This is a genomic window from Massilia sp. LC238 (genome assembly GCF_000735635.1).
Classification (GTDB): domain Bacteria; phylum Pseudomonadota; class Gammaproteobacteria; order Burkholderiales; family Burkholderiaceae_D; genus Telluria; species Telluria varians.
On sequence record NZ_JNNN01000014.1, the window covers coordinates 32,239 to 57,673 of the forward strand.

21 protein-coding genes are annotated in these 25,435 nt (G+C 65.8%); 12 read left to right on the forward strand and 9 right to left on the reverse strand.

Translation table 11 applies throughout. The features are described from left to right. Nucleotides 1–206: 206 nt before the first annotated feature. A complete protein-coding gene (locus FG94_RS03545; RefSeq protein ID WP_036207184.1) occupies nt 207–1,193 on the forward strand; it encodes a Gfo/Idh/MocA family protein in 987 nt (328 codons plus the stop codon). On the opposite strand, the gene FG94_RS03550 is transcribed toward FG94_RS03545, so the two are convergent. Further along, nucleotides 1,175–2,950 (reverse strand): ABC transporter ATP-binding protein, encoded by a 1,776-nt coding sequence (locus FG94_RS03550; protein ID WP_036207187.1) that lies wholly within the window; start codon nt 2,948–2,950, stop codon nt 1,175–1,177. The two genes, FG94_RS03545 and FG94_RS03550, sit on opposite strands and share 19 nt — an antisense overlap. Before the next feature lie 156 nt (nt 2,951–3,106). Between FG94_RS03550 and FG94_RS03555 the strand changes: the two genes are divergently transcribed. The 7 genes from FG94_RS03555 to mnhG are packed head-to-tail and all read left to right on the forward strand — an operon-like array spanning nt 3,107 to nt 10,089. Then, nucleotides 3,107–3,973, forward strand: coding sequence for a universal stress protein (locus FG94_RS03555; protein ID WP_036207237.1), 867 nt, complete (start codon nt 3,107–3,109; stop codon nt 3,971–3,973). Nucleotides 3,974–4,014: 41 nt separating this feature from the next. Then, the gene (locus FG94_RS03560; RefSeq protein WP_036207191.1) at nt 4,015–6,921 is read left to right on the forward strand and encodes a monovalent cation/H+ antiporter subunit A; all 2,907 of its coding nucleotides are present in this window, start codon (nt 4,015–4,017) and stop codon (nt 6,919–6,921) included. After that, nucleotides 6,921–7,265: a Na+/H+ antiporter subunit C gene (locus FG94_RS03565; RefSeq protein ID WP_027867104.1), complete on the forward strand. Its 345-nt coding sequence runs from the start codon at nt 6,921–6,923 to the stop codon at nt 7,263–7,265. The genes FG94_RS03560 and FG94_RS03565 overlap by 1 nt, the downstream gene beginning before the upstream one ends. Then, nucleotides 7,262–8,899, forward strand: a complete 1,638-nt coding sequence (locus FG94_RS03570; protein ID WP_229445844.1) for a monovalent cation/H+ antiporter subunit D — start codon at nt 7,262–7,264, stop codon at nt 8,897–8,899. The genes FG94_RS03565 and FG94_RS03570 overlap by 4 nt, the downstream gene beginning before the upstream one ends. Then, a complete protein-coding gene (locus FG94_RS03575) occupies nt 8,896–9,429 on the forward strand; it encodes a Na+/H+ antiporter subunit E (RefSeq protein ID WP_027867106.1) in 534 nt (177 codons plus the stop codon). Before FG94_RS03570 ends, FG94_RS03575 begins: the two co-directional genes overlap by 4 nt. Next, complete coding sequence (locus FG94_RS03580; protein ID WP_027867107.1) at nt 9,413–9,691, forward strand: K+/H+ antiporter subunit F; 279 nt, start codon at nt 9,413–9,415, stop codon at nt 9,689–9,691. The genes FG94_RS03575 and FG94_RS03580 overlap by 17 nt, the downstream gene beginning before the upstream one ends. Further along, nucleotides 9,688–10,089 carry a monovalent cation/H(+) antiporter subunit G gene (gene mnhG / locus FG94_RS03585; protein WP_036207194.1) on the forward strand — a complete coding sequence of 134 codons (402 nt, stop codon included), beginning with the start codon at nt 9,688–9,690 and terminating at the stop codon, nt 10,087–10,089. The genes FG94_RS03580 and mnhG overlap by 4 nt, the downstream gene beginning before the upstream one ends. Nucleotide 10,090: 1 nt before the next feature. Here the strand turns inward: mnhG and FG94_RS03590 are convergent, their stop codons facing one another. Beyond that, nucleotides 10,091–10,915: an alpha/beta fold hydrolase gene (locus tag FG94_RS03590; protein WP_036207197.1), complete on the reverse strand. Its 825-nt coding sequence runs from the start codon at nt 10,913–10,915 to the stop codon at nt 10,091–10,093. A gap of 171 nt (nt 10,916–11,086) precedes the next feature. Beyond that, nucleotides 11,087–11,590 carry a single-stranded DNA-binding protein gene (gene ssb, locus FG94_RS03595; RefSeq protein ID WP_027867110.1) on the reverse strand — a complete coding sequence of 168 codons (504 nt, stop codon included), beginning with the start codon at nt 11,588–11,590 and terminating at the stop codon, nt 11,087–11,089. A 450-nt stretch (nt 11,591–12,040) separates the two neighbouring features. On the opposite strand from ssb, the gene uvrA reads away from it, so the two are divergent. Beyond that, entirely contained in the window at nt 12,041–14,890 is a 2,850-nt protein-coding gene (gene uvrA / locus FG94_RS03600) for an excinuclease ABC subunit UvrA (protein ID WP_036207200.1), read from the forward strand. Nucleotides 14,891–15,109: 219 nt separating this feature from the next. On the opposite strand, the gene FG94_RS03605 is transcribed toward uvrA, so the two are convergent. The 5 genes from FG94_RS03605 to FG94_RS03625 all read right to left on the reverse strand — a co-directional run bounded on the left by FG94_RS03605 (nt 15,110) and on the right by FG94_RS03625 (nt 20,757). After that, nucleotides 15,110–15,931, reverse strand: coding sequence for a lipid-binding SYLF domain-containing protein (locus tag FG94_RS03605; protein ID WP_036207204.1), 822 nt, complete (start codon nt 15,929–15,931; stop codon nt 15,110–15,112). A 42-nt stretch (nt 15,932–15,973) separates the two neighbouring features. Continuing rightward, on the reverse strand, nt 15,974–16,468 hold the full coding sequence (locus FG94_RS03610; RefSeq protein WP_036207207.1) for a hypothetical protein: 495 nt from the start codon (nt 16,466–16,468) through the stop codon (nt 15,974–15,976). 15 nt (nt 16,469–16,483) lie between these two features. After that, complete coding sequence (locus tag FG94_RS25775; protein ID WP_152570830.1) at nt 16,484–18,391, reverse strand: CHAT domain-containing protein; 1,908 nt, start codon at nt 18,389–18,391, stop codon at nt 16,484–16,486. Nucleotides 18,392–18,501: 110 nt separating this feature from the next. Beyond that, nucleotides 18,502–18,819 carry a CU044_2847 family protein gene (locus FG94_RS03620; RefSeq protein ID WP_036207209.1) on the reverse strand — a complete coding sequence of 106 codons (318 nt, stop codon included), beginning with the start codon at nt 18,817–18,819 and terminating at the stop codon, nt 18,502–18,504. Between the two features lie 75 nt (nt 18,820–18,894). Further along, nucleotides 18,895–20,757 (reverse strand): phosphoenolpyruvate carboxykinase (GTP), encoded by a 1,863-nt coding sequence (locus FG94_RS03625; protein WP_036207213.1) that lies wholly within the window; start codon nt 20,755–20,757, stop codon nt 18,895–18,897. A 331-nt stretch (nt 20,758–21,088) separates the two neighbouring features. Between FG94_RS03625 and FG94_RS03630 the strand changes: the two genes are divergently transcribed. Further along, a complete protein-coding gene (locus tag FG94_RS03630) occupies nt 21,089–22,081 on the forward strand; it encodes a D-2-hydroxyacid dehydrogenase family protein (protein WP_036207215.1) in 993 nt (330 codons plus the stop codon). Between the two features lie 98 nt (nt 22,082–22,179). Here FG94_RS03630 and FG94_RS03635 read toward each other — a convergent pair whose 3' ends face one another. Further along, entirely contained in the window at nt 22,180–22,938 is a 759-nt protein-coding gene (locus tag FG94_RS03635) for a hypothetical protein (RefSeq protein ID WP_036207217.1), read from the reverse strand. Between the two features lie 141 nt (nt 22,939–23,079). On the opposite strand from FG94_RS03635, the gene FG94_RS03640 reads away from it, so the two are divergent. Further along, complete coding sequence (locus tag FG94_RS03640; protein ID WP_036207219.1) at nt 23,080–23,565, forward strand: asparaginase domain-containing protein; 486 nt, start codon at nt 23,080–23,082, stop codon at nt 23,563–23,565. A gap of 82 nt (nt 23,566–23,647) precedes the next feature. Continuing rightward, nucleotides 23,648–25,261 (forward strand): catalase, encoded by a 1,614-nt coding sequence (locus FG94_RS03645; RefSeq protein WP_036207222.1) that lies wholly within the window; start codon nt 23,648–23,650, stop codon nt 25,259–25,261. The last annotated feature ends 174 nt before the right edge of the window (nt 25,262–25,435 follow it).

Consider the following 25,435-nt stretch of genomic DNA (forward strand, 5'->3'; position numbering starts at 1 on the left):
GCAGGGCCCGGTTGTTTTATAGCGATTAAATAGCGCACTACTTAAACAGCGCCGCTGTCGGGTGGATGAGCTCAGCCTCGCTGCCATGGAAAAGATAATACATAGCGCGCTATTTAATTGCAAGCGATTTTTCTCCGGCCCGATTGCGAGAGTATGCTTCGTAGCGCAGGATCCTGAAGCACCATCCAGAGACAAGGAGACATCCGATGGACGACACGGTACGTTGGGGCATCCTGGGCACGGGCGGCATCGCGCGCGCATTCGCGCTGGGGCTGAAGCATGCGCCGGGCGCGGTGCTGGCGGCAGTCGGTTCGCGCACGCTCGAGAGCGCGCAGACCTTCGCGCGCGAGCTGGGCATCGAACAGGCCTACGGCTCGTACGAGGCGCTGGCCAGGGCGGACGACGTCGACATCATCTATATCGGCACGCCGCACCCGATGCATGCGCCGAATTCCCTGCTGGCCCTGGGCGGCGGCAAGGCCGTGCTGTGCGAGAAGCCCTTTGCCATCAACCGGCGCGAAGCCGGCGAAGTGGTGGCGCTCGCGCGTGCCAAGAACCTGTTCCTGATGGAGGCGATGTGGACGCGCTTCCTGCCGGCGCTCGCCGAAGTCAAACGCATCATGGCATCCGGCGAGATCGGCACCGTCACCCAGGTGCATGCCGATTTCGGCTTCTCGGCCACGCTGGACCCCGAGCACCGGGTCAACAAGCGCGAACTGGGCGGCGGCGCCCTGCTCGACCTCGGCATCTACCCGCTCTCGATCGCCTGCGCCCTGCTGGGCAAGGTGGAGAACGTGCAGGCCCAGGCCATCATGAGCGAGACGGGCGTGGATGCCACCACCGCCTTCACCATGAAGCACCAGGGCGGCACCCTGTCGGTGTGCAGCTGCTCGATCCGCGCGCGTTCGGCCTCGGAACTGATCGTCTCCGGCACCAGGGGCAGCATCCGCATGCACCGCATGTTCCACCTGGCCGAGCGCATCACCGTGGACCTGCAGGACGGTTCCTCGCGCACCATCCCGACGCCCTACCTGGGCAACGGCTACACGCATGAAGCGATCGAGGCCGGACGCTGCCTGCGCGAGGGCCTGATCGAGCATCCCCTCATGACGCACGAGGACACCTTGTCCAACATGGCCCTGCTGGACCGGATCCGCGGGCAGATCGGCCTGCGCTATCCCGCGGACGCCTGAAGCGCGCCGGCCGGCACAGGCCGTTCGCCGATCTGCTGGCGCCACATCGCGTAGTACAGGCCCTTCTGCGCCACCAGCGCGTCGTGCGAGCCGGTTTCGACGACGCGGCCCTTTTCCAGCACGTAGATGGTGTCCGCGTGCATGACGGTCGAGAGCCGGTGCGCGATCAGGATCGTGATCTGGCTGGCGCGCGCCGAGATGTCGCGCACCGTATTGGTGATCTGCTCTTCGGTCAGCGAATCCAGCGCCGACGTCGCCTCATCGAAAATCAGCAGGCGCGGTTCGCGCACCAGCGCGCGGGCGATCGACAGGCGCTGCTTTTCGCCGCCCGACAGCTTCATGCCGCGCTCGCCGATGACGGTGTCCAGCCCGTCGGGCGACTTCTCGACCAGGTTGGCGCACGAGGCCTGCGCCATCGCCGCCATGATCTGTTCGTCGGTCGCATCCGGCTTCACGAACAGCAGGTTGTCGCGGATGGTCCCGGCAAACAAATGGGTCTCCTGCGTGACGAAGCCGATCTGGCGGCGCGCCTCGTTGTAGCGCAGGTCCGCGGTCGAGATCTCGTTGTAGTACACCTTGCCGCGCGCCGGCGTGTACAGGCCGACCAGCAGCTTCACCAGGGTCGACTTGCCCGAGCCCGACGGCCCCACGAAGGCCACCGTCTGGCCCAGCGCGGCGCTGAAGGAGATGTCCACCAGCGAATCCTCCTGCGCACCCTTGTGGCGGAAGCCCACGTCGGCGAAGCGGATCTGCTCGAGCGCGCCGATCTCGACGAAGTCCTGCGGGCGCCGCTCGATCGGCTTGTCCATCAGGGTGCGGAAGTTGAGCAGCGAGGCCTCGACCTCGCGGTGCGCCAGGATGATGTTGCCCAGCTCCTGCAGCGGCGCGAAGATCGCCACCGAGATGAACTGCATCGCGATCAGCTCGCCCGTCGACAGCACCTTGCGGAAGATCAGCCACAGCAGCGCGAACAGGATCGCCAGCTTCAACAGGCTCAGCGTGCTCCCCTGTAAAAAGGAGAGAAGCCGGATGCGCTTCACCTTTGCCATCTCGAGCGCGAAGATGCTGTCGGTCTGGGCGCGCAGGCGCCGGATCTCGGTAAAGGTCAGGCCCAGGCTCTTGATCAGTTCGATGTTGCGCAGCGATTCGGTGATGAAGCCGGAGTTGCGGTTGGTCTCGCGCACGATCGAGCGCTGCTGGGTCTTGATCTCGCGGCTCAGCAAGCCGGTGAGCCCGCCCAGCACCAGCACCCCGACCAGGAACACCGGCACCAGCAGCCAGTGCTTGGTCACCGCGTACCAGACCAGGAAGGACACCCCGACCGTTGATGCGAACACGGTATTGATGAAGGTGTTGATGAAGCGCTCGCTGTCGGCGCGCACCTTCTGCAGCAGCGACAGGGTCTCGCCGCTGCGCAGGTCTTCGAATTCCTGGTACTTCAGGCGCAGCACCTGGCGCAGGCCGTCGTTGAAGATCGCCACGCCCAGCTTCTGCACCACCAGCCGCGTCACGTATTCCTGCAGCGCCTTGGCCAGGCGCGCCAGCAGGGCCACCAGCACGGCCAGGCCCAGCAGGCGCAGCACGCCCGCCACCAGTTCGTCGTCGCTCCTGCCGCCCGGGTGCAGCGCGTAGTCGTCGATGATCATCCCGAAGATGATCGGGTCGACCAGGTTCAGCACCTGTGCGAGGCCCGCCAGCAGCAGCGCCAGCGCGGCAAGGCGCCAGTGCGGGCGCAGGTAATTCCAGAGGATGTGCATGTTTCGCATGCTAGCAAGCCCACCGCCTGCGGCGCGCACGAGCGCTGTGTTTGGCAGAAAACTTGCCGTATTGACCTGAAGTAATGCGTTGCCGTATCCCATGCAAAACAGTAAAGTGGAGCCATTTGCCGCTTTTTTCCCGGCATGGAGGTTTACGTGAACGACAGTATCCCGCCGTCGCGGCTGCTGCTCGCCACGGACTTGTGCGCGCATTGCGACCGCCCACTGGACCGTGCCAAGCAGCTGGCGCTCGAATGGCAATCCGAACTGGTCATCCTGACCGTGCGCGAAGGTCCGCGCACGCCCGACGAGGTGAGCGCCTGGCTCGACCGCGACGCTACCGTGTCCGCGCTCGAACTGGCCGCACGCCGCGAGCTGCAGGAAGAATTCGCCGGCAGCGGCGTGGCGCCGACCCTGCAGGTGAGGGACGGCGAGGTCGTCGATGCCATCCTGGATACTGCCGGCACCCTGGGCGACGGCGTGGTCGTCACCGGGGCCTCGCGCGACGAAGGCTTCCAGCAGCTGATCTTCGGCTCCACCACCGAACGCCTGGCGCAGGGCCTGGCCCAGCCGCTGCTGGTGGTGCGCCAGCGCACCCGCGGCGCCTATGCGCGCATCCTGGTCGCGAACGATTTCTCGGACGCCTCGCGGCGTGCGCTGGAGACGGCCGTGCGGCTGTTCCCCGGACGCCGCATCGTCCTGTTCCACGTGCTCGAAGCGCTGGCCGAGCCGGTTGCCGACGCGGTGCCGGAGATGCTGGCGGCCAGCGAGCGCTTCCTCGACGGCTGCGCCCTGCCGCCCGGCGCCCGCCAGCACATCGCGCCCTTCATCGGCCACGGCGGCGTCACCGACACCATTGCCCGCTATGCCCACGAACATGCGCTCCAGCTGGTAGTGCTGGGCGTGCGCGAACGCTCGAGCGTGGCGCGTGTATTCATGGGTAGCCGCAGCGACGATTTGCTGCAGCACCTGGCCTGCGACACCCTGCTGGTGCGTGCACCAGAAGGCGGTGTCGATGGCTGAACGACCCGCACCGGCCCATTGGCTTTCGGAGGACTGACCGCATGCTCCTGCTCCTCCTTTCCCTTCCCTTTGCCGCCGCCCTGGTGGCGGCCTGCATGCCTACCGGATCGCGCCACCGCCCCGCCGCGGTGGCGGCGATCGCCACCGCCGGCGCGCTGCTGCTGGCGATCCTCCAGTTCGGCCGCATCGCCGAGGGCGAAGTCCTGCGCAAGCAGATCGACTGGCTGCCCGACTTCGGGCTCGCCCTGGTGCTGCGCATGGACGGCCTGGCCTGGGTCTTCTCGATCATGGTGCTCGGCATCGGCCTGCTGGTATTGCTCTATGCGCGCTACTACATGTCGCGGCGCGACCCGGTGCCGCGCTTCTATGCCTACATCATGGCCTTCATGGGGGCCATGCTCGGCGTGGTCCTGTCGGGCAACCTGATCCAGCTGGTGGTGTTCTGGGAACTCACCAGCGTCACCTCCTTCCTCCTGATCGGCTACTGGCAGGAGCGCAACGACGCCCGCCGCGGCGCGCGCATGGCCTTTACCGTCACCACCATCGGCGGCCTGTGCCTGCTGGCGGGGGTGCTGCTGCTCGGGCACATGGCCGGCAGCTACGACTTGCAGACCGTGCTGGGGGCGGGCAACGCGATCCGCGCCCACGACTGGTACGTGCCGGCCCTGGTGCTGGTGGCGCTCGGCGCGCTGACCAAGAGCGCCCAGTTCCCCTTCCACTTCTGGCTGCCGCATGCGATGGCGGCGCCCACGCCGGTGTCGGCCTACCTGCACTCGGCCACGATGGTCAAGGCCGGGGTATTCCTCCTGATGCGCCTGTGGCCGGCACTGGCCGGCACCGAGGAATGGACCTGGATCCTCGGCAGCGCCGGGGTCTTCACCCTCCTGATCGGCTCCTTCTTCGCGATCTTCCAGCACGACATGAAGGGTCTGCTGGCCTACTCGACCATCAGCCACCTGGGCCTGATCACGGTCCTGATGAGCATCGGCACGCCGCTGTCGGTCGTGGCCGCGATCTTCCACACCATGAACCATGCGGTCTTCAAGGCCTCGCTGTTCATGGCGGTCGGCATCGTCGACCACGAGAGCGGCACCCGCGACATGCGCGTGCTGCGCGGCCTGAGGCGCGCCATGCCGCACACGGCGGCGCTGGCGATCGTGGCCAGCGCGGCGATGGCCGGCGTGCCGCTGATGAACGGTTTCCTGTCGAAGGAGATGTTCTTTGCCGAGACCATGATCGTGGGCGGCACCGAGAACTGGTGGATGTCGGTCGCGGCAGTGCTGATGGGCCTGTTCAGCGTGATCTACTCGCTGCGCTTCATCAGCGTGTTCTTCGGCCCGCTCGCACGCGACCTGCCGGAAGAACCGCACGAACCGCCGCGCTGGATGCGTCTGCCGATCGAACTGCTGGTGCTGCTGTGCATCGCGGTCGGCGTGATGCCCGAACGGGTGGTGGGCGACGTGCTCGCGGTGGCGGCCGGCTCGGTGCTGGGGCCGACCCTGCCCGAGTACAGCCTGGCGATCTGGCACGGCGTCAACCTGCCGCTCGTGATGAGCGTGATGGCCCTGGTGGGCGGCGCGCTGTGCTACATGCTGCTGCGTAACCACTTCGGCCTGCACGGGCGCGACCGTGTGCCGGTGCTGCACCGCGTGAAGGGCGCCCAGCTGTACGAAAACGTCATGCTCGGCCTGTCCCAGGGCGCCTCCTGGGTGCTGAAGGTCGCCGGCACCCGGCGCCTGCAGCCGCAGCTGCTGGTGCTGGTAGCGGCAATGGTCGCCGTGCCGCTGCTGCTGGCGCGCCCGGTGCACGACCTGGCTGCGCCCGCGCTCGACAAGCTCGATCCGCTGTTCGCCCTGCTCTGGCTGATCGGCGCCGGCTGCGCCGTGGCCGCGGCCTGGAAAGCCAAGTACCACCGCCTGGCGGCGCTGGCCCTGGCCGGCGGCACCGGCATGGTGACGGCCGTGACCTTCCTGTGGCTGTCGGCGCCCGACCTGGCGCTGACCCAGCTGATGGTCGAGACCGTGACCACGGTACTGATCCTGCTCGGCCTGCGCTGGCTGCCGCCGCGCTTCCGGCCGGCCCACCTGGCCGAACGCATCCCGCCCAGCGCCTGGCTGCGGCGCTCGCGCGATTCGCTGGTGGCCGTCGCCGGCGGCCTCGGCTTGGCCGCGGCCAGCTATGCGGTGCTGACCCGCCCCGGCGACTCCACCCTGCGCGACTTCTTCGTGCTGCGCGCCCTGCCCGAGGGCGGCGGTTCCAACGTGGTCAACGTGCTGCTGGTGGACTTCCGCGGCTTCGACACGATGGGCGAGATCACCGTGCTGTCGGCGGTGGCGCTGACCGTGTACGCGCTGCTGCGCCGCTTCCGTCCGGCGCCGGAAAGCATCGCCATCCCGGTGCAGCAGGCCAGCGACGTCGACCCGGCCGTGCGCCAGAAACCGGCCGAACAGGCCGCCCCCGGCGGCTACCTGATGATTCCTGCCGTGTACCTGCGCTTCCTGCTGCCGGTGATGGGCGTGATCGCGGTGTACTTCTTCATGCGCGGGCACAACCTGCCGGGCGGCGGCTTCGTCGCCGGCCTGATCTTCGCCACCGCCCTGATCGTGCAGTACATGGTGGCCGGCACCGACTGGGTCGAGTCGCACCTGCGCCTGCGCCCGCACCGCTGGATCGGCTGGGGCCTGGTGACGGCCTGCGCCACCGGCATCGGGGCCTGGCTGTTCGGCTATCCCTTCCTGACCAGCCACACCGCCCACCTCACCCTGCCGCTGCTGGGCGAACTGCACGTGCCCTCGGCCTTCGTGTTCGACCTCGGCGTGTTCCTGGTGGTGGTCGGCACCACCATGCTGATCCTGGTGGCGCTTGCCCACCAGTCGCTGCGCAGCCGCCGCGCCCCACCCGGCGCCGCGCGCAGCGGCGCCATCCCACCTGCCAAGGAGATCCAGTAATGGAAGCCGTGCTCTCGCTCGCCATTGGCATCGTATTCGGCGCCGGCATCTGGCTGGTGCTGCGCCCGCGCAGCTTTCAGGTGCTGGTCGGCCTGATGCTGATGTCCTATGCCGTCAACCTGTTCATCTTCGCCATGGGCCGCCTGGCCGTGGACCGCCCACCCTTCACGCCGGCCGGCACGGTGCCCGATCCCGCGGCCCTGGCCGACCCGGTGCCGCAGGCGCTGGTGCTGACCGCCATCGTGATCGGCTTCGCCACCACCGCGCTCTACCTGGTGGTGATGATCGGTGCGCGCGGCCTGACCGGCACCGACCACGTCGACGGCGAGGAGCCGGAAGCATGATGGAGTTCCTCACCCTCGACTGGTCCCGCCACCTGGTGATCCTCCCGGTGCTGCTGCCGCTGCTGTGCGGGGCGCTGCTGGCCACCCTCACCCAGGGGCGGCACCGCCTGAAATTCGCGGTCGCCTACATCAGCGTGCTGGCGCTGCTGGCCAATGCGCTGGCGCTGGCCTGGCTGGCCGACGGCAGCTGGCCGGGCGGCGTCCAGGTCTACCTGGCCGCCAACTGGTCCGCGCCCTTCGGCATCGCGCTGGTGGCCGACCGGCTGTCGGCCTTGATGCTGGTGCTGACCGCGCTGCTGGGGCTGGCAGCCCTGCACTATGCCCAGCCGCGCTGGAGCCGGATCGGCGTGCACTTCCACTCCCTGTTCCAGTTCCTGCTGATGGGGATCAACGGCGCCTTCCTGACCAACGACCTGTTCAACCTGTTCGTGTTCTTCGAAGTCATGCTGGCCTCGTCCTACGGCCTAGTCCTGCATGGCTACAACGTGGCGCGGCTGCGCGCCAGCATGCAGTACATCGCCGTCAACCTGGTGGCCTCGCTGCTGTTCCTGATCGGCGTGGCGATGATCTACGCGGTCACCGGCACCCTCAACATGGCCGACCTGGCCGGCCGCGTGCCCGGCCTGGCGAGCACGGACGCCGGCCTGCTCCAGGCCGGGGTGGCGGTGCTGGCACTGGCCTTCCTGGCCAAGAGCGCCATGTGGCCGCTCGGCTTCTGGCTGCCCACCACCTATGCGGCGGCCTCGCCGCCGGTGGCGGTGATGCTGGCCCTGATGACCAAGGTCGGCGCCTATGTGTTGCTGCGCATCTGGCTGATGGTGTTTTCGGACGGCGCCGGCGAACTGTCGCGCTACGGCTACGACGCCCTGCTGTGGGGCGGCATGGCGACCATCGTGTTCGGTGCCGCCGGCATGCTGGCCACCGATACCGCCGGGCGCATGGCGGGCTACGCGGCGATCATCTCCTCGGGCACGCTGCTGTCGGTGATCGGCTATGGCCAGCCGCTGCTGGTGACGGCCGGCCTGTACTACTACCTCGCCTCGACCCTGGCGATCGCCGCCTTCGTGCTGCTGATCGAACTGTTCGACCGCATCCGCACGCCCGGCGCCGCGATGCTGGCGCTGACCATGGAAGCCTTCGCGGTCGAGGATGCCCCGGCGGAGCCGAAGGGCCGCGGCGTGCCGGCGGCGATGGCCTTCCTGTCGCTGGCCTTCCTGGCCTGCGCCTTGATCATCGCCGGCCTGCCCCCGCTATCCGGCTTCGTCGCCAAGTTCGGCATGTTCCACGCCCTGATCAACCCGGGCCCGGGCGTGGCCCCGATCGGCGCCGCCGGCTGGACCCTGATGGCCCTGGTGTTCGGCTCCGGGCTGATCGCGATCGTGTCGCTGATGCGCTTCGGGGTGCGCACCTTCTGGGCGTCGGAAGTCCTCGCGCCGCCCGCCCTGCATCCCTCTGAGGCGCTGCCGGTGGCCGGCCTGCTGCTGGCATCGGTGCTGATGACGGTCCAGGCGCAGCCGCTGTTCGCCTACCTGGCGCGCGCCAGCGCAGACATCCACCGGCCGGCCCTGTACATCGATGCGGTGCGCAGCGCGCCTTCGCTGCCCGGCCCGACCTCGGTCAAGGAGGCGCCATGATGCGCTGGCTTCCCTACCCGGTGGTATCGCTCGGACTGTGCGTCCTGTGGCTGCTGCTGAACCAGACGGTCGACCCGGCCAACCTGCTGTTCGGCGCGCTGCTGGGCATCGCGGTGCCGCTGCTGACCCGCCGCCTGCAGCCTTTCGGCTACCCGCGCATGCGCGCGCCGCTCACCTTCGTGCGCCTGATGGGAATGGCGGGCGTGGAAGTGGTGCGCTCCTGCTTCAACGTCTGCCGCATCATCCTGTTCCGCGACTACCAGACCGTGAAGGCGCAATTCATGCGGATACCGCTGGACCTGCGCGACCCCTATGGCCTGGCGATGCTGTCCTGCCTGATCAACATGACGCCGGGAACAGTGTGGGTGGAAATTTTGCCTGAGGGTTATGAGCTGTCGCTGCACGTGTTCGACCTGCACGACGAGCAATGGTGGATCGATACCATCAAGACCCGCTACGAACAGCCGCTGATCGAGATCTTCGAAGGCGGCGCAACCCAACCGGAGGACAAGGATGGAAACCCTGCTTGAACTGGCGGTCGGCTATGCCCTGGTGTGCACGCTGGTCGCCATGGGTCTGTGCGCGCTGCGCCTGCTGATCGGCCCCTCGGCGCACGACCGCGTGCTGGCCCTCGACACCCTGTGGATGGCCGGCATGCTGCTGGCCCTGGTGCTGGGCATCCGCTTCGGCACCCAGGTCTATTTCGAGGTAGCGATCCTGATCGCGCTGCTGGGCTTCGTATCGACGGTGGCGATGGCGAAGTTCCTGATGCGCGGGGAGATCATCGAATGAGCGGGCTCGAATACCTGCCGGGCTGGGCGACCGTGCCGGTGGCCCTGCTGCTGGTGCTGGGCGCGAGCATCGTCCTGATCGGCGCCCTCGGCCTGCTGCGCCTGCCCACCTTCTACCAGCGCATCCACGGCCCGGCCATCACCATCACCCTGGGCGCCGGCTGCCTGCTGCTGGCCTCGATGCTGTACTTCACGGTGGCGCAGTCGCGCCTCGTAATCCACGAGATCATCATCGCCGTCTTCCTCCTGATGACGGCGCCGGTGGTGTCGATGATGATCATGCGCGCCGCCGTGTACCGCGACCTGCGGGCGCGCAAGCACGATGCCGGGGCGACGGCGGGCGACGTGTACGTCATTCCCGAGGAAGCCGACAAGGGCATCCCCGGCCAGCCGGACTGAATCAAGCCTTTAGGAACTCCAGCATCAGGGTATTCAGGCGTGCGGCATGGGTCGCGGCGAAACCATGCGGCGCCCCCTTCACGACCTCGAGGCGGCTGCCGGCGACCATGGCGTGCGAGCGCTGGCCCGACACTTCCAGCGGCACGATGTGGTCGGCGTCGCCATGGACGACCAGGGTCGGGATGTCGAATTTGGCCAGGTCGGCGCGGAAATCGGTGCCGCCGAAGGCATTGATGCATTGCTCGGTCGCCAGCGGCGACGCTTCCCACGCGATCCACTTGCTGAAGGCGACCAGTTCCTGGCCGTCCTTGCCGTCCTTGTCCAGGTTATAGAAATTGTAGAAGAAATCGCCCAGGAATGCGATGCGGTCGTTCCTGACCGCTTCCAGCATGCCGTCGAAGACCGACTTGTCCACGCCTTCGGGATTGTCGCCGGTCTTGAGCAGGAAGGGCGGCACGGCGCCCAGCAGCATGGCTTTCGAGACCCGTTCGCTGCCATAGCGGCCAATGTAGCGCGCCACCTCGCCACCGCCCATCGAGAAGCCGGCCAGGACCGCGTCGCGCAGGTCGAGCTGGGTCATCAGCGCATCGAGGTCGGCCGCGAAGGTATCGTAGTCGTAGCCGCCTGTCGGCCGGCCCGACTGCCCGAAGCCGCGGCGGTCGTAGGCGATCGCGCGGTAGCCGTTTTCCGCCAGGGCGGCGATCTGCGATTCCCACATGCGGTGGCTGAGCGGCCAGCCATGGATCAGGACGACAGGCTGCCCCTGTCCCTGTTCATAGTAGTAGAGCTCGGTCGGATTGGCGCCGGAAGTCTGGATGCGTGGCATGGCTTTCCTTTCGAAGGGAGTACGTCGGTGGGAACTGCTCGACCGACAAGTGTATGCGCTCGCCTCCAACCGGCACGCACGCTTCGGGCAAGAAAAAACCCCGCAGCGCGGAGCGTGCGGGGTCTCTGGGCAGGCGCCGGCTTGCTGGTGCCGGACGCGCGGGTGAAGCGCTCAGAACGGGATGTCGTCATCCATGTCCGAGAAGTTCGGCGCCGGGCGCTGCGGCTGCGGACGGGCGGCCGGTGCCGGCGGGGCCTGGCGCGGGGCCGGGCGCTGCTGCGGCTCGTAGCCACCACCGTCATCCATGCCACCGCCCATGCTGTCGCCACCGCCCATGCCCTGGCGGCCGCCCAGCATCTGCATGTTCTCGGCGATGATGTCGGTCGCGTAGCGCTCGATGCCGTCCTTGTCGGTGTACTTGCGGGTCTGCAGGCGGCCTTCGACGTAGACCGAGGAGCCCTTCTTGAGGTACTGGCCCACGATCTCGGCCAGGCGGCCGAAGAACGAGATGCGGTGCCATTCGGTCAGTTCCTTCTGTTCGCCGGTCTGGCGGTCCTTCGACTTGTACGAGGTGGCGACCGCGATGTTCGCGATGGCGTCGCCGCTCGGCATGTAGCGGATTTCCGGGTCGCGGCCGAGGTTGCCGACGATGATGACCTTGTTGACTGATGCCATGTTGATACTCCAATGAGTTTTGTAGAGCCCTGACTCTGCGTGATTTCCAAGCGTCAGGGAACGTAGTGCTGCAGCCAACTATTATGGGGCCGATGAGCAGCGAAAAAAAGAGATTTTTTACGTCCCTCGCACGCACACGATTGAGCCGGATTGCCAACTTCCGATACGGACTTGACCCGTCCTTCAAGAAAAATATTGGACTTCTGGCCGCTTTGTCATTGAAGAGACCGCGAACCGGCCCACATACCCCTCACCCCGGCTTTTTGAGGCTGGCTTCCTATGCCAAATGGTCAAGGAAACGTATCCCAGCGGCACAAAACTGCTGGATGCATGTACAGCACTTCGAAAAAACAGCTACACTACTAGGTTCTCCCTGATTGGCCCGCTCACCGCGACAGTCCTTCGTGCGCCGGCCCTGCAAACTTTATTGAAAGCCTGCAAAAAAAACCAATGGAAGAAATTCGCATCCGCGGCGCACGCACGCACAACCTGAAGAACATCAACCTCGACCTTCCGCGCAACAAGCTGATCGTCATCACCGGCCTGTCGGGTTCGGGCAAGTCCTCGCTCGCCTTCGACACCCTGTATGCAGAAGGCCAGCGCCGCTACGTCGAGTCGCTGTCGGCCTATGCGCGCCAGTTCCTGCAGCTGATGGAAAAGCCGGACGTCGACCTGATCGAAGGCCTGTCGCCGGCGATCTCGATCGAGCAGAAGGCCACTTCGCACAACCCGCGTTCGACCGTCGGCACCGTCACCGAGATCCACGACTACCTGCGCCTGCTGTACGCGCGCGTCGGCACCCCCTACTGCCCGCAGCACCCGCACGAGCCGCTGGCGGCCCAGACCGTGTCGCAGATGGTCGATGCGGTGCTGGCCATGCCGGAAGGCACCAAGCTGATGATCCTGGCGCCTGTCGTGGCGGGCCGCAAGGGCGAGCACGGCGACCTGTTCCAGGCCATGCAGGCCCAGGGCTTCGTGCGCTTCCGCGTCGCCAGCGGCGTCAACGCAGCCAAGATCTACGAGATCGACGAGCTGCCCAAGCTCAAGAAGACCGAGAAGCACAGCATCGACGTCGTGATCGACCGCGTCAAGGTGAACCCGGAGATCAAGCAGCGCCTCGCCGAGAGCTTCGAGACCGCCCTGCGCCTGGCCGATGGCCGCGCCGTGGCCTACGAGATGGATACCGAGAAGGAAACCGTCTTCTCGAACAAGTTCGCGTGTAATGTCTGCGGCTATTCGCTGCAGGAGCTCGAGCCGCGCCTGTTCTCCTTCAACAACCCGATGGGTGCCTGCCAGGAGTGCGACGGCCTCGGCCACATCGAGTTCTTCGATCCGAAGCGTATCGTCGCCTTCCCGCACCTGTCGCTGGCGTCCGGCGCCGTGAAGGGCTGGGACCGCCGCAATCAGTTCTACTTTCAGATGCTGCAGAGCCTGGCGGCGCACTACGACTTCGACCTCGACAAGCCTTTCGAGACCCTGCCGAAAGCGGCGCAGGAAGCCGTGCTACATGGCTCGGGCAAGGCCGCGATCCCGTTCAGCTACGTCAACGAGCGTGGCCGCACCGTGATCCGCGAGCACACCTTCGAAGGCGTGGTCAACAACCTGCAGCGGCGCTACCGCGAGACCGACTCGATGGCGGTCAAGGAAGAGCTGGCGAAGTTCATCAACGAGAAGAAATGCCCGGCCTGCGAAGGCGCGCGCCTGCGCACCGAAGCGCGCTTCGTGAAGATCGGACAAGGCGCCCAGCAGCGCGCGATTTATGAAGTCTCGGACAAGCCGCTACGCGACACCCTCGCCTTCTTCGAGACCCTGGAGCTGAGCGGCGCCAAGAAGGACATCGCCGAGCGCGTCATCAAGGAAATCACGGCGCGCCTCAAGTTCCTGAACAACGTCGGCCTGGACTACCTGTCGCTCGACCGCAGCGCAGACACGCTCTCCGGCGGCGAAGCCCAGCGCATCCGCCTGGCCTCGCAGATCGGCTCCGGCCTGACCGGCGTGATGTACGTGCTGGACGAGCCCTCGATCGGCCTGCACCAGCGCGACAACGACCGCCTGATCGCGACGCTGAAGCATTTGCGCGACATCGGCAACAGCGTGCTGGTGGTGGAGCACGACGAGGATGCGATCCGTACCGCCGACTACATCGTCGACATGGGCCCGGGCGCGGGCGTGCATGGCGGCGCGGTGATCGCGGCCGGCTCGCTGCCGGAGATCATGCAGAGCGAGCATTCGCTCACCGCGCAGTACCTGGACGGCCGCCGCAAGATCGAGGTGCCGAAGAAGCGCACCAAGATGGATCCGGCGCGCCAGCTGGTGATCACCGGCGCCAAGGGCAACAACCTCAAGAATGTCTCGCTGACCCTGCCGGTGGGCCTGATGACCTGCGTGACGGGTGTCTCGGGTTCGGGCAAGTCGACCCTGATCAACGACACCCTGTACCCGGCCCTGTCGCGCCACCTGTACGGTTCGCAGACCGAGCCGGCGGAGCACGATGCGATCCACGGCCTGGAGCACTTCGACAAGGTGATCTCGGTCGACCAGGCGCCGATCGGCCGCACTCCGCGTTCGAACCCGGCGACCTACACCGGCGTGTTCACGCCGATCCGCGACCTGTTCGCCACCGTGCCGACCGCGAAGGAACGCGGCTACTCGGCGGGCCGCTTCTCCTTCAACGTGAAGGGCGGCCGCTGCGAGGCCTGCCAGGGCGACGGCGTGATCAAGGTCGAGATGCACTTCCTGCCGGACGTGTACGTGCCTTGCGACGTCTGCCACGGCAAGCGCTACAACCGCGAGACGCTGGAAGTGCAGTACAAGGGCAAGAACATCACCGAAGTGCTGGAGATGACGGTCGAGGATGCGCACGAGTTCTTCAAGCCGGTGCCGGTGATCGCGCGCAAGCTCCAGACCTTGCTGGATGTCGGCCTCGGCTACATCAAGCTGGGCCAGAGCGCGACCACGCTGTCGGGTGGCGAGGCGCAGCGTGTGAAGCTGTCGCTGGAGCTGTCCAAGCGCGATACCGGACGTACCCTGTACATCCTGGACGAGCCGACCACCGGCCTGCACTTCGCCGACATCGACCTGCTGCTGAAGGTGATCCACCGCCTGCGCGACCAGGGCAATACGCTGGCGATCATCGAGCACAACCTGGATGTGATCAAGACCGCGGACTGGATCGTCGACCTGGGGCCGGAAGGTGGCGCCGGCGGCGGGACGATCGTCGCGAACGGCACGCCGGAAGAGGTGGCGAAGAACAAGGCGAGCGTGACCGGGAAATATTTGAAGCCGTTGTTGAAGGCTTGAGTCGACGTTGATATCGTTCGCAGCCGACAGCCGTAAAACCGTCGTTCCGGCGAAGGCCGGAACCTAAGTTTGCATGCTAACCAGTAACTTTCACCGCAGCTGGTACGCAAAGGAATTGGATTCCGGCCTTCGCCGGAATGACGTGCGGAGGGCGCGGACCGTAAAGTAAACAGGGGCAGCGCCGCCAGGCACTGCCCCTGTTCTTTTATGCGCGGCCCGCTACTCCCTGCTCCGCTCCCTCTCCGACTCGGTCTTGCTGTCCTTGCCCGACGAGGTCGGCCCCTTCGTCCCGCTGCCGCCCATGGCCGCGGCACCGCCGCCGCTGGACGCATTCGCCAGCGCCTGACGCAGCATGTCGGCCTGCGGATTCTTCACCTTGCCGCTCAAGACGTCGCGCGCTGCCACCTGGCGCCGGTAGTAGGCCGAGGTCTCGTCTTCGTCGTAGTCGATATCCGTGATGTTGAGGGCCGCGCCGCCGAACAGGCCTTCGGTGTCGGCCCAGGCCGTGATGTTGCCCCAGCCGGCCGAGCCTTCGACCTTCTTCGACCAGTCGACCAGCGTCAGGCCGGCGTCGGCCCCCAGCGAGAACTTGTTGTTCTGCATGAAGCTGTTGAGCGCTTTCTGGTCGTTGAGCACGAAGGCGATGGCGCCGGCTTCGGCCCCCGCCTGCAGGCCGGCGGTGATGCCGCCCATGTTGTAGAAGGCCGGGTTGCTCCAGGTATTCCCGTTGCGCACCAGGAGCACGCCGGCGCCGCCGCGCGCGCCGACACCCAGGGCCGCTTCGCCATACTTGGGCACGACGAACACGCCCTTCGCGCGCTGCAGCAGTGACTTCATCTCCGGCGTGGCCTGCATCTGGTGCACGACCCGGATGGCGCTGTTGACGTGCTCGTTCGCGTCCTTCATCTCTTCCTTGTGGCGGGCCGTGCCCGGAGTGGCGGCTTCCTTGGCCGAACCGACCTGGGCAAGGGCGGCCCCGGCCGTTCCAGCCAGCAGCACGGCAAACGATGTCAGGACGAGGTGCTTTCTGCTTGCTTTCATGATTCTTCCTCCTTGGTGGACGTTGAAACAACGAAAAGCCTGCTATTGCTCAGCCTGTGCCTTGCGGCGAATGTCCATCCAGACGCAGGTCGCCGAACAGCTGAGACCGGCCGAGGTGGGATCGCTCAGGTTGTATGCCCAGCGTTCTTGCGCCCCCTGGTAAGCGATCTGGCACAAGCCCTGGGCCGGCGTGCGCACGGCGGAAAGGAAACAGGCTTTCGCATCCGTCGAATCGGGAATCTGCTTCCACGCGCCGTTGGTGGATTCCTTCAGGGGCACCTGGCGCACATTGGTGGTCACGAGTTCCAGCTGGTCGATGGTCTGCAGAAGCAGTTGCTGCTTGGTCTTTTCTGTGTGCTGCCTGACCCGTTCGGCCTCCGATGTGATCTGTCCCTGCACGCAGGTCAGGGCGGCCTGGATATCCCCGATTTTTTCGATCTTGTTGATTCGCGCCTGGCAATCCTCCTGTGCAGCGACACCGGATGCCGCCGCTGCCAATACGCACCCCAGCAGACTCGTCCTCATGCGGAACTTCATTGGCCACCTCCATCGTTATTGGTCACGGAACACACAATTCGCGCTTCTTTCGCTGATCTCGGGGCTGTTGCAGTTGTCGGCCGCGGCGGGAGACGCCGGCTTGGCTGCCGGCTGGGCCTTGCGTGCAGCCGGGGCGGCTGGCCTGGCTGCACGCGGTTTCTGTTGAGCGTCCTGGCGCGGTTTGGCCCCGTCGCCGGATCCGGAAGCGATGCGTGGAGCCGGGTCGGCAGGTTTGGCAGGCTCCGGGGTGGCCACTGTCCCTGGCGCAGGCAGCGGCGCCTCCTTCGAATCGGCGGCTGGCGCTGGCGTGGTCCCGGAGGCAGATGGCATCGATGGCCCTGGTGTGGCCGCCGTGGACGGCGTGCTGTCCGCTGAAGGCCACAGCGTCACGACACCGATCGCGACAGCCAGCGCTGCGGCCAGCCCCGCTGCCAGCAGGCCCTTGCGGGAGCGTCCGGGTGGCGCGGCCTGGGCCGGCGTCTCCTCCCGGGCCGGTGGAAATGACGGCGGCCAGCCCTGGTCATGCGTGACGCTTGGCTGGACCGGAGTCGGCCCCGGGTCGGCCGACGGAATGGTTTCACCTGCCGGGGCCGGCGGCGGGAGGTCGGGTTTCGCCAGTGGCTGACTCTCCTTGACCCGCGTCGTCCTCGGCTTTTTTCTCGTTCCAGGGGCCAGGTCCGCCTGCAGCGGCATGGCGCCCTGCTGCGACTGGGTCTCTCTGGCCTCTTTCTGCTCGTTCAGCGCGGGCGCAACGCGCGATGGGCGCGTGCCGGTCTTCGCCGCGGGCTCCTTCGGCTTTTTCTGTGCGGCGGCGCTTGCTGCCGGGCTGACTACCGGGTTTGCTGCCGGTTGAAACAGCTGGCCGCTGAGTGCACGCATGTACAGCACCGGCGTGCCCCATTCGATCGGGTGGCCGTTGGCCTGCATGCGCAGCCTGGCTTCGGTCAGCGAGGTGTCGACAGCGCCGATCTCGATCAGGTCCCGATAAAAGTAGCGGGTGAAAATGAGTGCGGCGTCATCCGTGATCGACGCCTGCATCGCCACCACGGCCGGCACGCCCTGCCTCAGGAATCCTTGTGCCAGTCCCGAAAAAGGCACGTCCTCGGTGATGGCGCCGGAGCAGGCGTTCAGGACGATGAGCCGCGGCAAGGCTCCGATCGGAAACGCGGCACGCAGGTGGGTGGCCTCCATTTCCAGGCCCTTGCCGGACTCCTGCTCAAGCACCAGCGCCCCCGGTACCCCATGCCCCACGAAATGGAAGATATGGGCGCCGTAATGCCGGAGCGAATCGCGCAGGTTGTCGAAGGTACAGCGGCCGGGTACCGGGCGCAGGTCGAGCTGGCCGGCGGCAACCGACGGCCCCAAGGCGTGACGCAGGATGTCCCATTCGCGTGCGATGTCGAGGCGCGGATGATCGGTCGGCGCGGACAAGGCCACCAGGACCCGCAAGGGTCCCTCCACCGTGATCGGCGGGATCGGTTGCGCAACCGGGAGGTAACGGACAAGGGGGGTGTGTTCCCTGACTGCCAGGAATTCCCTGCTTTCGGTGTCGAACAGGAACTCCCACGGCCTGACGTGGAGTTCGCTGTCTTCGGGCAGCCGCAGGCGGACGCGCAGTCCTTTCCCGGAACGGAATGCGCTATCCAGCGAAGACCGGAACAGGTGTTCGATGTCACCGGAAAACACCGCCTCGAACAGGCGCCCGCCGAAGTCCTCGATCGTGCTCGCCGGGCTCGAGCGGCCACGGCGTTGCCTCAGCCCGCCGTAGATTTCCGCCAGCATCGCGTTTTCTTCTTCGGCGTCGAAGGGCCACTTCACGTCGACGAAGGGACAGTCGCCCTGGGGCGACTCGAGCACCCTTGCACACAGCCGGTCCCCTCCATGCGGGCTGATGACTTCCAAATCGAAGTTCTGATAAATCATCGCAACCCCACTGCGGTCCAGGAAAAACGGCACCCACGCGCCTGCTCTGGGGTACGGTAAGTCTTAGACAGCACCGCGCGCAGAATGTGCGCGTCCGGGGTGTCCCCGGCTTATTTCGGCTTCCAGACAAGCCTGATCTTGAGCGTTGCCTCACTGGAGCTCTTGGCAATATATGCATCGAGTCCGGCCTTGAACACCAGGCCGAACTCGACATCGACGGAGTCCGGCAACACATCCAGGCCGCCGCAGGTCTCCATCGTCGCTTCGGCAACAGGACGGATGACCGACAGCGCATCCACCAGGGACTTGCCGACCTTTTCCGTGACCTGGGCGACAGCGGCACCGCGCACCACGCCTCCTGCAGCAGCTTCCTGCGATTCGACGACCACTGTGCCACCCGGCACATTGAACTCAATAAGCTTGTTCATGGAAATCCCCCTTCCAAATGAAAAAAGGGATGGGCGTCTGCCCATCCCTTCCTGCTTATGTCTTGCCAGTGCGCCTTATGCCGCCAGCTGCTTCTCCAGCTTGGCCTTGGTGTCGACCAGCTCCTGCGGCAGGTGGTAGGCCAGCTTTTCGAACAGCTCGCTGTGCAGCTTCAGCTCTTCGTTCCAGGCGTCCTTGTCGATCGAGGTGATCTGGGTGAACTGCTGCTCGGTGAAGTCCACGCCTTCCCAGTTCAGGTCGCCGTAGTTCGGCGAAGTGCCGAACAGGTGCTGCTGGCCGCCCTGGGCGCCGCCTTCGGCGCGGTCCAGGATCCACTTCAGCACGCGCATGTTGTCGCCGTAGCCCGGCCACACGAAGCCGCCGTTCTCGTCGGTGCGGAACCAGTTGACGCAGAAGATCTTCGGCGCGCTGCCCTGCGCTTCGATCTTCTTCCCGAGGTTCAGCCAGTGCTGGAAGTAGTCGCTCATGTTGTAGCCCATGAACGGCAGCATCGCGAACGGATCGCGGCGCACCACGCCCATCTGGCCGGCGGCGGCGGCGGTGGTTTCCGAGCCCATGGTAGCGGCCATGTAGACGCCTTCCACCCAGTTGTTGGCTTCGGTCACCAGCGGCACGGTGGTCGAGCGGCGGCCGCCGAAGATGAAGGCCGAGATCGGCACGCCGGCCGGGTCGTCCCAGGCAGCGTCGATCACCGGGTTCTGGGTGGCGGCGACGGTGAAGCGTGCGTTCGGGTGGGCGGCCTTGGTGCCGGACGCCGGGGTCCAGTCCTTGCCCTGCCAGTCGATCAGGTGATCCGGCGCCTGCTTGCTCATGCCTTCCCACCACACGTCGCCGTCGTCGGTCAGCGCCACGTTGGTGAAGATGACGTTCTCGCGCAGCGAGGCCATGCAGTTCGGGTTGGTCTTGTCGTTGGTGCCCGGGGCCACGCCGAAGTAGCCGGCTTCCGGGTTGATGGCGTACAGCTTGCCGTCCGCGCCCGGCTTGATCCAGGCGATGTCGTCGCCGATGGTGGTGACCTTCCAGCCGTCGAAGGCCTTCGGCGGGATCAGCATGGCGAAGTTGGTCTTGCCGCAGGCCGAGGGGAAGGCCGCCGCGACGTATTTCTTGTCGCCTTGCGGCGATTCGACGCCCAGGATCAGCATGTGCTCGGCCAGCCAGCCGGTGCCGCCCTGCTGCGCTTCCTGGTAGCCCATGTTCGAGGCGATGCGCAGTGCGAAGCACTTCTTGCCCAGCAGCGCGTTGCCGCCGTAGCCCGAGCCGAAGGACCAGATCTCGCGGGTTTCCGGATAGTGGACGATGTACTTGGTGGCATTGCACGGCCACGGCACGTCTTTCTGGCCGGCGGCCAGCGGCATGCCGACGGTGTGCACGCAGGGCACGAACTCGCCGTCTGCGCCCAGCACGTCGAACACGGCCTTGCCCATGCGCGTCATGATGCGCATGTTGACGGCGACGTAAGGCGAGTCGGACAGTTCGACGCCGATGTGGGCGATCGGCGAGCCCAGCGGGCCCATCGAGAACGGCACCACGTACAGCGTGCGGCCGGCCATGCAGCCGTCGAACAGGCCGTTCAGGGTGCGGCGCATCTCGGCCGGGTCCATCCAGTTGTTGGTCGGGCCGGCCTGTTCCTTCGTGGCCGAGCAGATGTAGGTACGGTCTTCGACGCGGGCGACGTCCGACGGGTCGGACCAGGCCAGATAGGAATTCGGACGCTTCGCCGGGTTCAGCTTCTTCATCGTACCGGCTTCGACCATCTGCGCGCACAGGCGGTCGTACTCTTCCTCGGAGCCGTCGCACCAGTAGATGCTGTCAGGCTTCGTCAGGGCAGCGATGTCCGCGACCCAATTGATGAGCTTTTGGTGTTTGACGTGAGCAGGAACGTTCAGTGCGGCGACGCCGCCCATCACGGGCTGGTTCATAGATACCTCCAATGCCAATTAAGAATACTGTCGTGGCAGGATCATCCGTCTGGCCGTGCCTTAAAATGGCGATCCGCTCCAGCGGAGCGCGGCGTTTACGGCGGTCGTGTCGACGGCCTCATAAGAGGGAAGCCGAAGCGGTGCTGCCGGGTCCGGCACAAGCGTGTCAAACCCTCAAGAATTGGCCGATTGTACACCCGCAAAACCCGATTCACGCTCATCTACTACAAAAAAGTAGCCAAAAATGACCGAGTAATGTAGTAGGCTATTCGGAGCCTTTTTGGAAGCTGTTATTTCGCTACGTGATCGAACTTATTTGAAAGCAACTTTTATGCGAATAGCTGTTTTGGACGATTATCAGGACGCCGTGCGCGGCCTGCAATGCTTCCGCCTGCTCGACGGACACGAGGTAAAAGTCTTCACGCATGCGGCGCGCGGACTCGGCCAGCTGGCCGCGCGGCTGACGCCCTTCGATGCGCTGGTGCTCATCCGCGAGCGCACTGCCTTCCCTGCCGCGCTGCTGGCCCGGCTGCCGAACCTGAAGCTGATTTCACAGACCGGCAAGGTCAGCGGCCATATCGACGTGGCGGCCGCGACCGCACACGGTATTGCGATCGCCGAGGGCATCGGCTCGCCGGTGGCGCCATCCGAACTGACCTGGGCCCTGATCATGGCGGCCAGCCGCAAGATCGTGCCCTATGCGAGCAACCTGAAGGACGGCCTGTGGCAGACGGCCTCTATTAACCCGGTGCTCAACGGCCTGGGGCGTTCGCTGCGCGGGCGCACGCTGGCGATCTGGGGCTACGGCAAGATCGGCCAGCTGGTGGCCGGCTATGCGCGCGCCTTCGGCATGCGCGTGCTGGTGTGGGGCAGCGAAGGCAGCCGGCAGAAGGCGCTGGCCGACGGCTTCGAGGCGGCAGCCTCGCGCGAGGCCCTGTTCGCGCAGGCGGACGTGCTCACGCTGCACCTGCGCCTGGGCGAGGCCACGCGCGGCATCGTCAAGGCCGAGGATTTCGCACGCATGAAGCCGGATGCCTTGTTCGTCAACACGAGCCGCGCCGAGCTGGTCGAGGAAGGGGCGCTGGAGCAGGCACTGCGGGCCGGACAGCCTGGTTATGCGGCGCTGGACGTGTTCACCAATGAACCGCTCAGGCCCGATTCGCCGCTGCTGCGCATCCCGACGGTGCTGGCAACGCCGCACCTGGGATATGTGGAGCAGGACAGCTACGAAATTTATTTCCAGACCGCGTTCGAGAACCTGGTGCGGTTTGCGGCGGGGCAGCCGGATAATATTTTGAACCCGGAGGCGCTTGGGAAGCGGTGAAGTTAGCGGCTTCGGATGGGAAATTAGGCTCCGGCGAAGGCCGGAGCCTAATTCTGCAGTGCAGTGAGAACAAAACCGAGCGCAGCGAGCAGCACCAATCAGCGCAGCTCCGGCTCTCCGGTAATCAGATTCACCTTCCGCGCCGGCATCACATGCGTGCCGGTCCACAGCCCCGCCCAACCCGGCGGCCAGCCGATCTGCGGCCCCGCATACGGCTGCAGCCCCGCCCGCACCGGCACCACCGGCACCGGCGGCGCTTCGATCAGCTTGCCGCCGCTTGGACGCTCCATGTTCAGGCTGTACATGTACCCAGGCAAGAGCAGATCGCAGACCTGCGCGAACCAGGCCGTGTGGTCCTCGTCGCGCCCCAGCGCCTGCGCCAGGCCTTGCGGATCGAACTTCGCCAGCGCATGGATCAGCTCGTCGGTGCTCGCGCCCGGCGAATCGCCCCAACCCATCACCGGATTGTTATTGTAGTCCGCGCCCGAGCCGTACCAGCCTTCGCGCCAGGTGCGCTGCATCCAGTTGCGCGGGCCGGTGAACAAATGCCAGCGCCAGTGCAAGCCGGAAGGTTTGGGCCAGGAGTACAGGTACAGCTTCTGGTAGCCCGCCTCGTGCAGCGCGCGCACCACTTCCATCAGGCGCGCATGCGGCATGCGGTCCGGCGGGGCGCGGCGGAACAGGATCGGCTCGCCATCCGCGTGCTGCACCTCGTCGCTCGACAGATTCAGGTCGAGCGTGCGCTGCTCGCTGCCGAAGCGCGCCGAGATCCAGCCGGTCAGCAGGTTGACGTGGGTGATCACGCCATAGCCTCGATGGCGGTGAAAAATGACGGTGCCCGGTGCGACGGCTTTCATGGGAGTAACTGGGAGAGAAATAGGAAGAAGATGGGTGAGTCTACTCATCCGATCCAGGCGATTCTAGCGCAGTCACAGTCAGATACACTACCGTTTGCGGCTATCATTACCCACCTTTTTTCTGCACGTGGACAAACCAACATGACTTTGCGAATCATCGCCACCGGCGGCACTTTCGATAAACACTACAACGAACTGAACGGCGTGCTCGGCTTTGCCGAAAGCCACCTGCCGGCCGTGATCGCGCGCTCGCGCATGACCATCCCGGTCGAGCTCGAAGTGCTGCCGCTGCTCGATTCGCTCGACATGCAGGACCCGGACCGCCAGCGCGTGCTGGCCTCCTGCCAGGCGACAAAAGAAAAAGCCATCGTCATCATCCACGGCACCGATACCATGCGCGAAACGGCGGCCGTGCTCGGTGCAGCCAGCCTCGGCCAGACCATCGTGCTGACCGGCGCCATGATCCCCTACGAGATCGCCAACTCGGACGCCCTGTTCAACCTCGGCTTCGCCTGCGGCGTCGCGCAAACGCTGCCGGCCGGCGTCTACGTGGCCATGAACGGCCAGGTGTTCCCATGGGATAACGTCACCAAGAACCGCGCCGCCGGCGTGTTCCAGCAGCTGTAATTCCCACCGGCAGGCGCGCGCTGCACGCTTGCGCGCCTCCCTATACTGCTCTCTCCAAACGAATTTGTCCGAGGAGAGAGCAATGAACGAGCAGCGTCCTATCCTGACCACGCGCCAGGGCCATCCGGTCCGCGACAACCAGTCGCTGCGCTCGGTGGGCGAACGTGGTCCGGCCACGCTCGAGAATTACCAGTTCATCGAAAAGATCACCCATTTCGACCGCGAGCGCATCCCGGAGCGCGTGGTGCATGCGCGCGGCACCGGCGCCCACGGCTACTTCGAGCCCTACGGCACCATCGGCGGCGAGCCGGCCAGCAAGTACACGCGTGCCCGCGTGCTCAACGAACTCGGTGTCCAGACCCCGATCTTCGTGCGCTTCTCGACCGTGATCGGCGCCAAGGAGTCGCCCGAGACGGCGCGCGATCCGCGCGGCTTCGCCATCAAGTTCAAGACCGTGGACGGCAACTGGGATCTGGTGGGCAACAACCTGAAGGTCTTCTTCATCCGTGACGCGATCAAGTTCCCGGACATGATCCACGCCTTCAAGCCCGATCCGGTCACCAACCAGCAGGAGCCGTGGCGCTTCTACGACTTCATCTGCAGCCATCCGGAAGCGCTGCACATGATTACCTGGGTCAAGAGCCCGTGGGGCATCCCAGCCACTTACCGCGAGATGGAAGGCTCGGGCGTGAACACCTACAAGTTCGTCAACGACCAGGGCGTGGCCCACCTGGTGAAGTTCCACTTCCAGCCCAAGCAGGGCGTGCGCAACCTCACGGCGCAACAGGCCGCCGAAATCCAGGCCCACGACACCAGCCATGCCACGCGCGACCTGTACGAGGCGATCGAGCGCGGCGAGTTCCCGGAATGGGAATTCTGCGTGCAGATCATGAGCGACAGCGAGCATCCGGAACTCGACTTCGACCCGCTGGACGACACCAAGCGCTGGCCGGAAGACCAGTTCCCGCTGCTGCCGCTGGGCCGCATCGTGCTGAACAAGAACCCGGATAACGTGTTCGCCGAGACCGAGCAGGCGGCCTTCGGCACCGGGGTGCTGGTGGACGGCATCGACTTCTCGGACGACAAGATGCTGCAGGGCCGCACCCTGTCCTATTCCGACACCCAGCGCTACCGGGTGGGCCCGAACTACCTGCAGCTGCCGATCAACCAGCCCCAGGAAGGCGCGGCGGCGCGCACCAACCAGCGCGACGGCCAGATGACCTATTACGTGGACGGCCGCGGCCAGGACAAGCACATCAACTACGAGCCGAGCCTGATGGGCGGCTACAGCGAAGCGCCGAAGCCGGAGAAGGAATACAACCAGTACGTGGAGGGCCACTTGGGCCGCTACCAGACCACCCGCACGATGGACGACTACGCGCAGGCGGGGGCGCGCTACCGCACGTTCGAGGACTGGGAGCGCGACGACCTGGTCAACAACGTGGGGGGCGACCTGAAGAAGTGCCCGGCGCCGATCCAGCTGCGCATGGTGTGGCACCTGTGGCACTGCGACGAGGATTACGGCCGCCGCGTGGCCGAGGTGGCGGGCGTCGACCTGGAACAGGCCAAGGCCTTGCCGCCGCTGCCGGGCAAGCCGGCGCCGCACCAGAACCGGTCGGGGCCGACCTACTCGAGCGGCAAGCCGGAACAGGGGGATGAGCCGTCGACCAGCGAGGAGATGGCCGGAGCGAAGTAAGCAGTGCATCAGATCATGCACTGTTTGAACGCGTGGGCGGGAGACCCTGTATGGCACAGGGACATGGGTTACACATGTCTAGAGACATAGGTGACACATGTCGAACCATTCTACGCCTTAATCCTGAGGTCGATTTCTGCGACTTTTCGCGTACAGAACATGACGTCGAAGAGT

Coding starts and splice junctions, on each gene's coding strand:
- FG94_RS03545 (WP_036207184.1), top strand. CDS start 207: ATGGACGACACGGTACGTTGGGGCATCCTGGGCACGGGCGGCATCGCG.
- FG94_RS03560 (WP_036207191.1), top strand. CDS start 4,015: ATGCTCCTGCTCCTCCTTTCCCTTCCCTTTGCCGCCGCCCTGGTGGCG.
- FG94_RS03570 (WP_229445844.1), top strand. CDS start 7,262: ATGATGGAGTTCCTCACCCTCGACTGGTCCCGCCACCTGGTGATCCTC.
- FG94_RS03605 (WP_036207204.1), bottom strand. CDS start 15,931: ATGAAAGCAAGCAGAAAGCACCTCGTCCTGACATCGTTTGCCGTGCTG.
- FG94_RS03575 (WP_027867106.1), top strand. CDS start 8,896: ATGATGCGCTGGCTTCCCTACCCGGTGGTATCGCTCGGACTGTGCGTC.
- FG94_RS03640 (WP_036207219.1), top strand. CDS start 23,080: ATGACTTTGCGAATCATCGCCACCGGCGGCACTTTCGATAAACACTAC.
- FG94_RS03645 (WP_036207222.1), top strand. CDS start 23,648: ATGAACGAGCAGCGTCCTATCCTGACCACGCGCCAGGGCCATCCGGTC.
- FG94_RS25775 (WP_152570830.1), bottom strand. CDS start 18,391: ATGATTTATCAGAACTTCGATTTGGAAGTCATCAGCCCGCATGGAGGG.
- FG94_RS03635 (WP_036207217.1), bottom strand. CDS start 22,938: ATGAAAGCCGTCGCACCGGGCACCGTCATTTTTCACCGCCATCGAGGC.
- FG94_RS03610 (WP_036207207.1), bottom strand. CDS start 16,468: ATGAAGTTCCGCATGAGGACGAGTCTGCTGGGGTGCGTATTGGCAGCG.
- uvrA (WP_036207200.1), top strand. CDS start 12,041: ATGGAAGAAATTCGCATCCGCGGCGCACGCACGCACAACCTGAAGAAC.
- FG94_RS03565 (WP_027867104.1), top strand. CDS start 6,921: ATGGAAGCCGTGCTCTCGCTCGCCATTGGCATCGTATTCGGCGCCGGC.
- FG94_RS03625 (WP_036207213.1), bottom strand. CDS start 20,757: ATGAACCAGCCCGTGATGGGCGGCGTCGCCGCACTGAACGTTCCTGCT.
- FG94_RS03590 (WP_036207197.1), bottom strand. CDS start 10,915: ATGCCACGCATCCAGACTTCCGGCGCCAATCCGACCGAGCTCTACTAC.
- FG94_RS03620 (WP_036207209.1), bottom strand. CDS start 18,819: ATGAACAAGCTTATTGAGTTCAATGTGCCGGGTGGCACAGTGGTCGTC.
- FG94_RS03550 (WP_036207187.1), bottom strand. CDS start 2,950: ATGCACATCCTCTGGAATTACCTGCGCCCGCACTGGCGCCTTGCCGCG.
- ssb (WP_027867110.1), bottom strand. CDS start 11,590: ATGGCATCAGTCAACAAGGTCATCATCGTCGGCAACCTCGGCCGCGAC.
- mnhG (WP_036207194.1), top strand. CDS start 9,688: ATGAGCGGGCTCGAATACCTGCCGGGCTGGGCGACCGTGCCGGTGGCC.
- FG94_RS03580 (WP_027867107.1), top strand. CDS start 9,413: ATGGAAACCCTGCTTGAACTGGCGGTCGGCTATGCCCTGGTGTGCACG.
- FG94_RS03630 (WP_036207215.1), top strand. CDS start 21,089: ATGCGAATAGCTGTTTTGGACGATTATCAGGACGCCGTGCGCGGCCTG.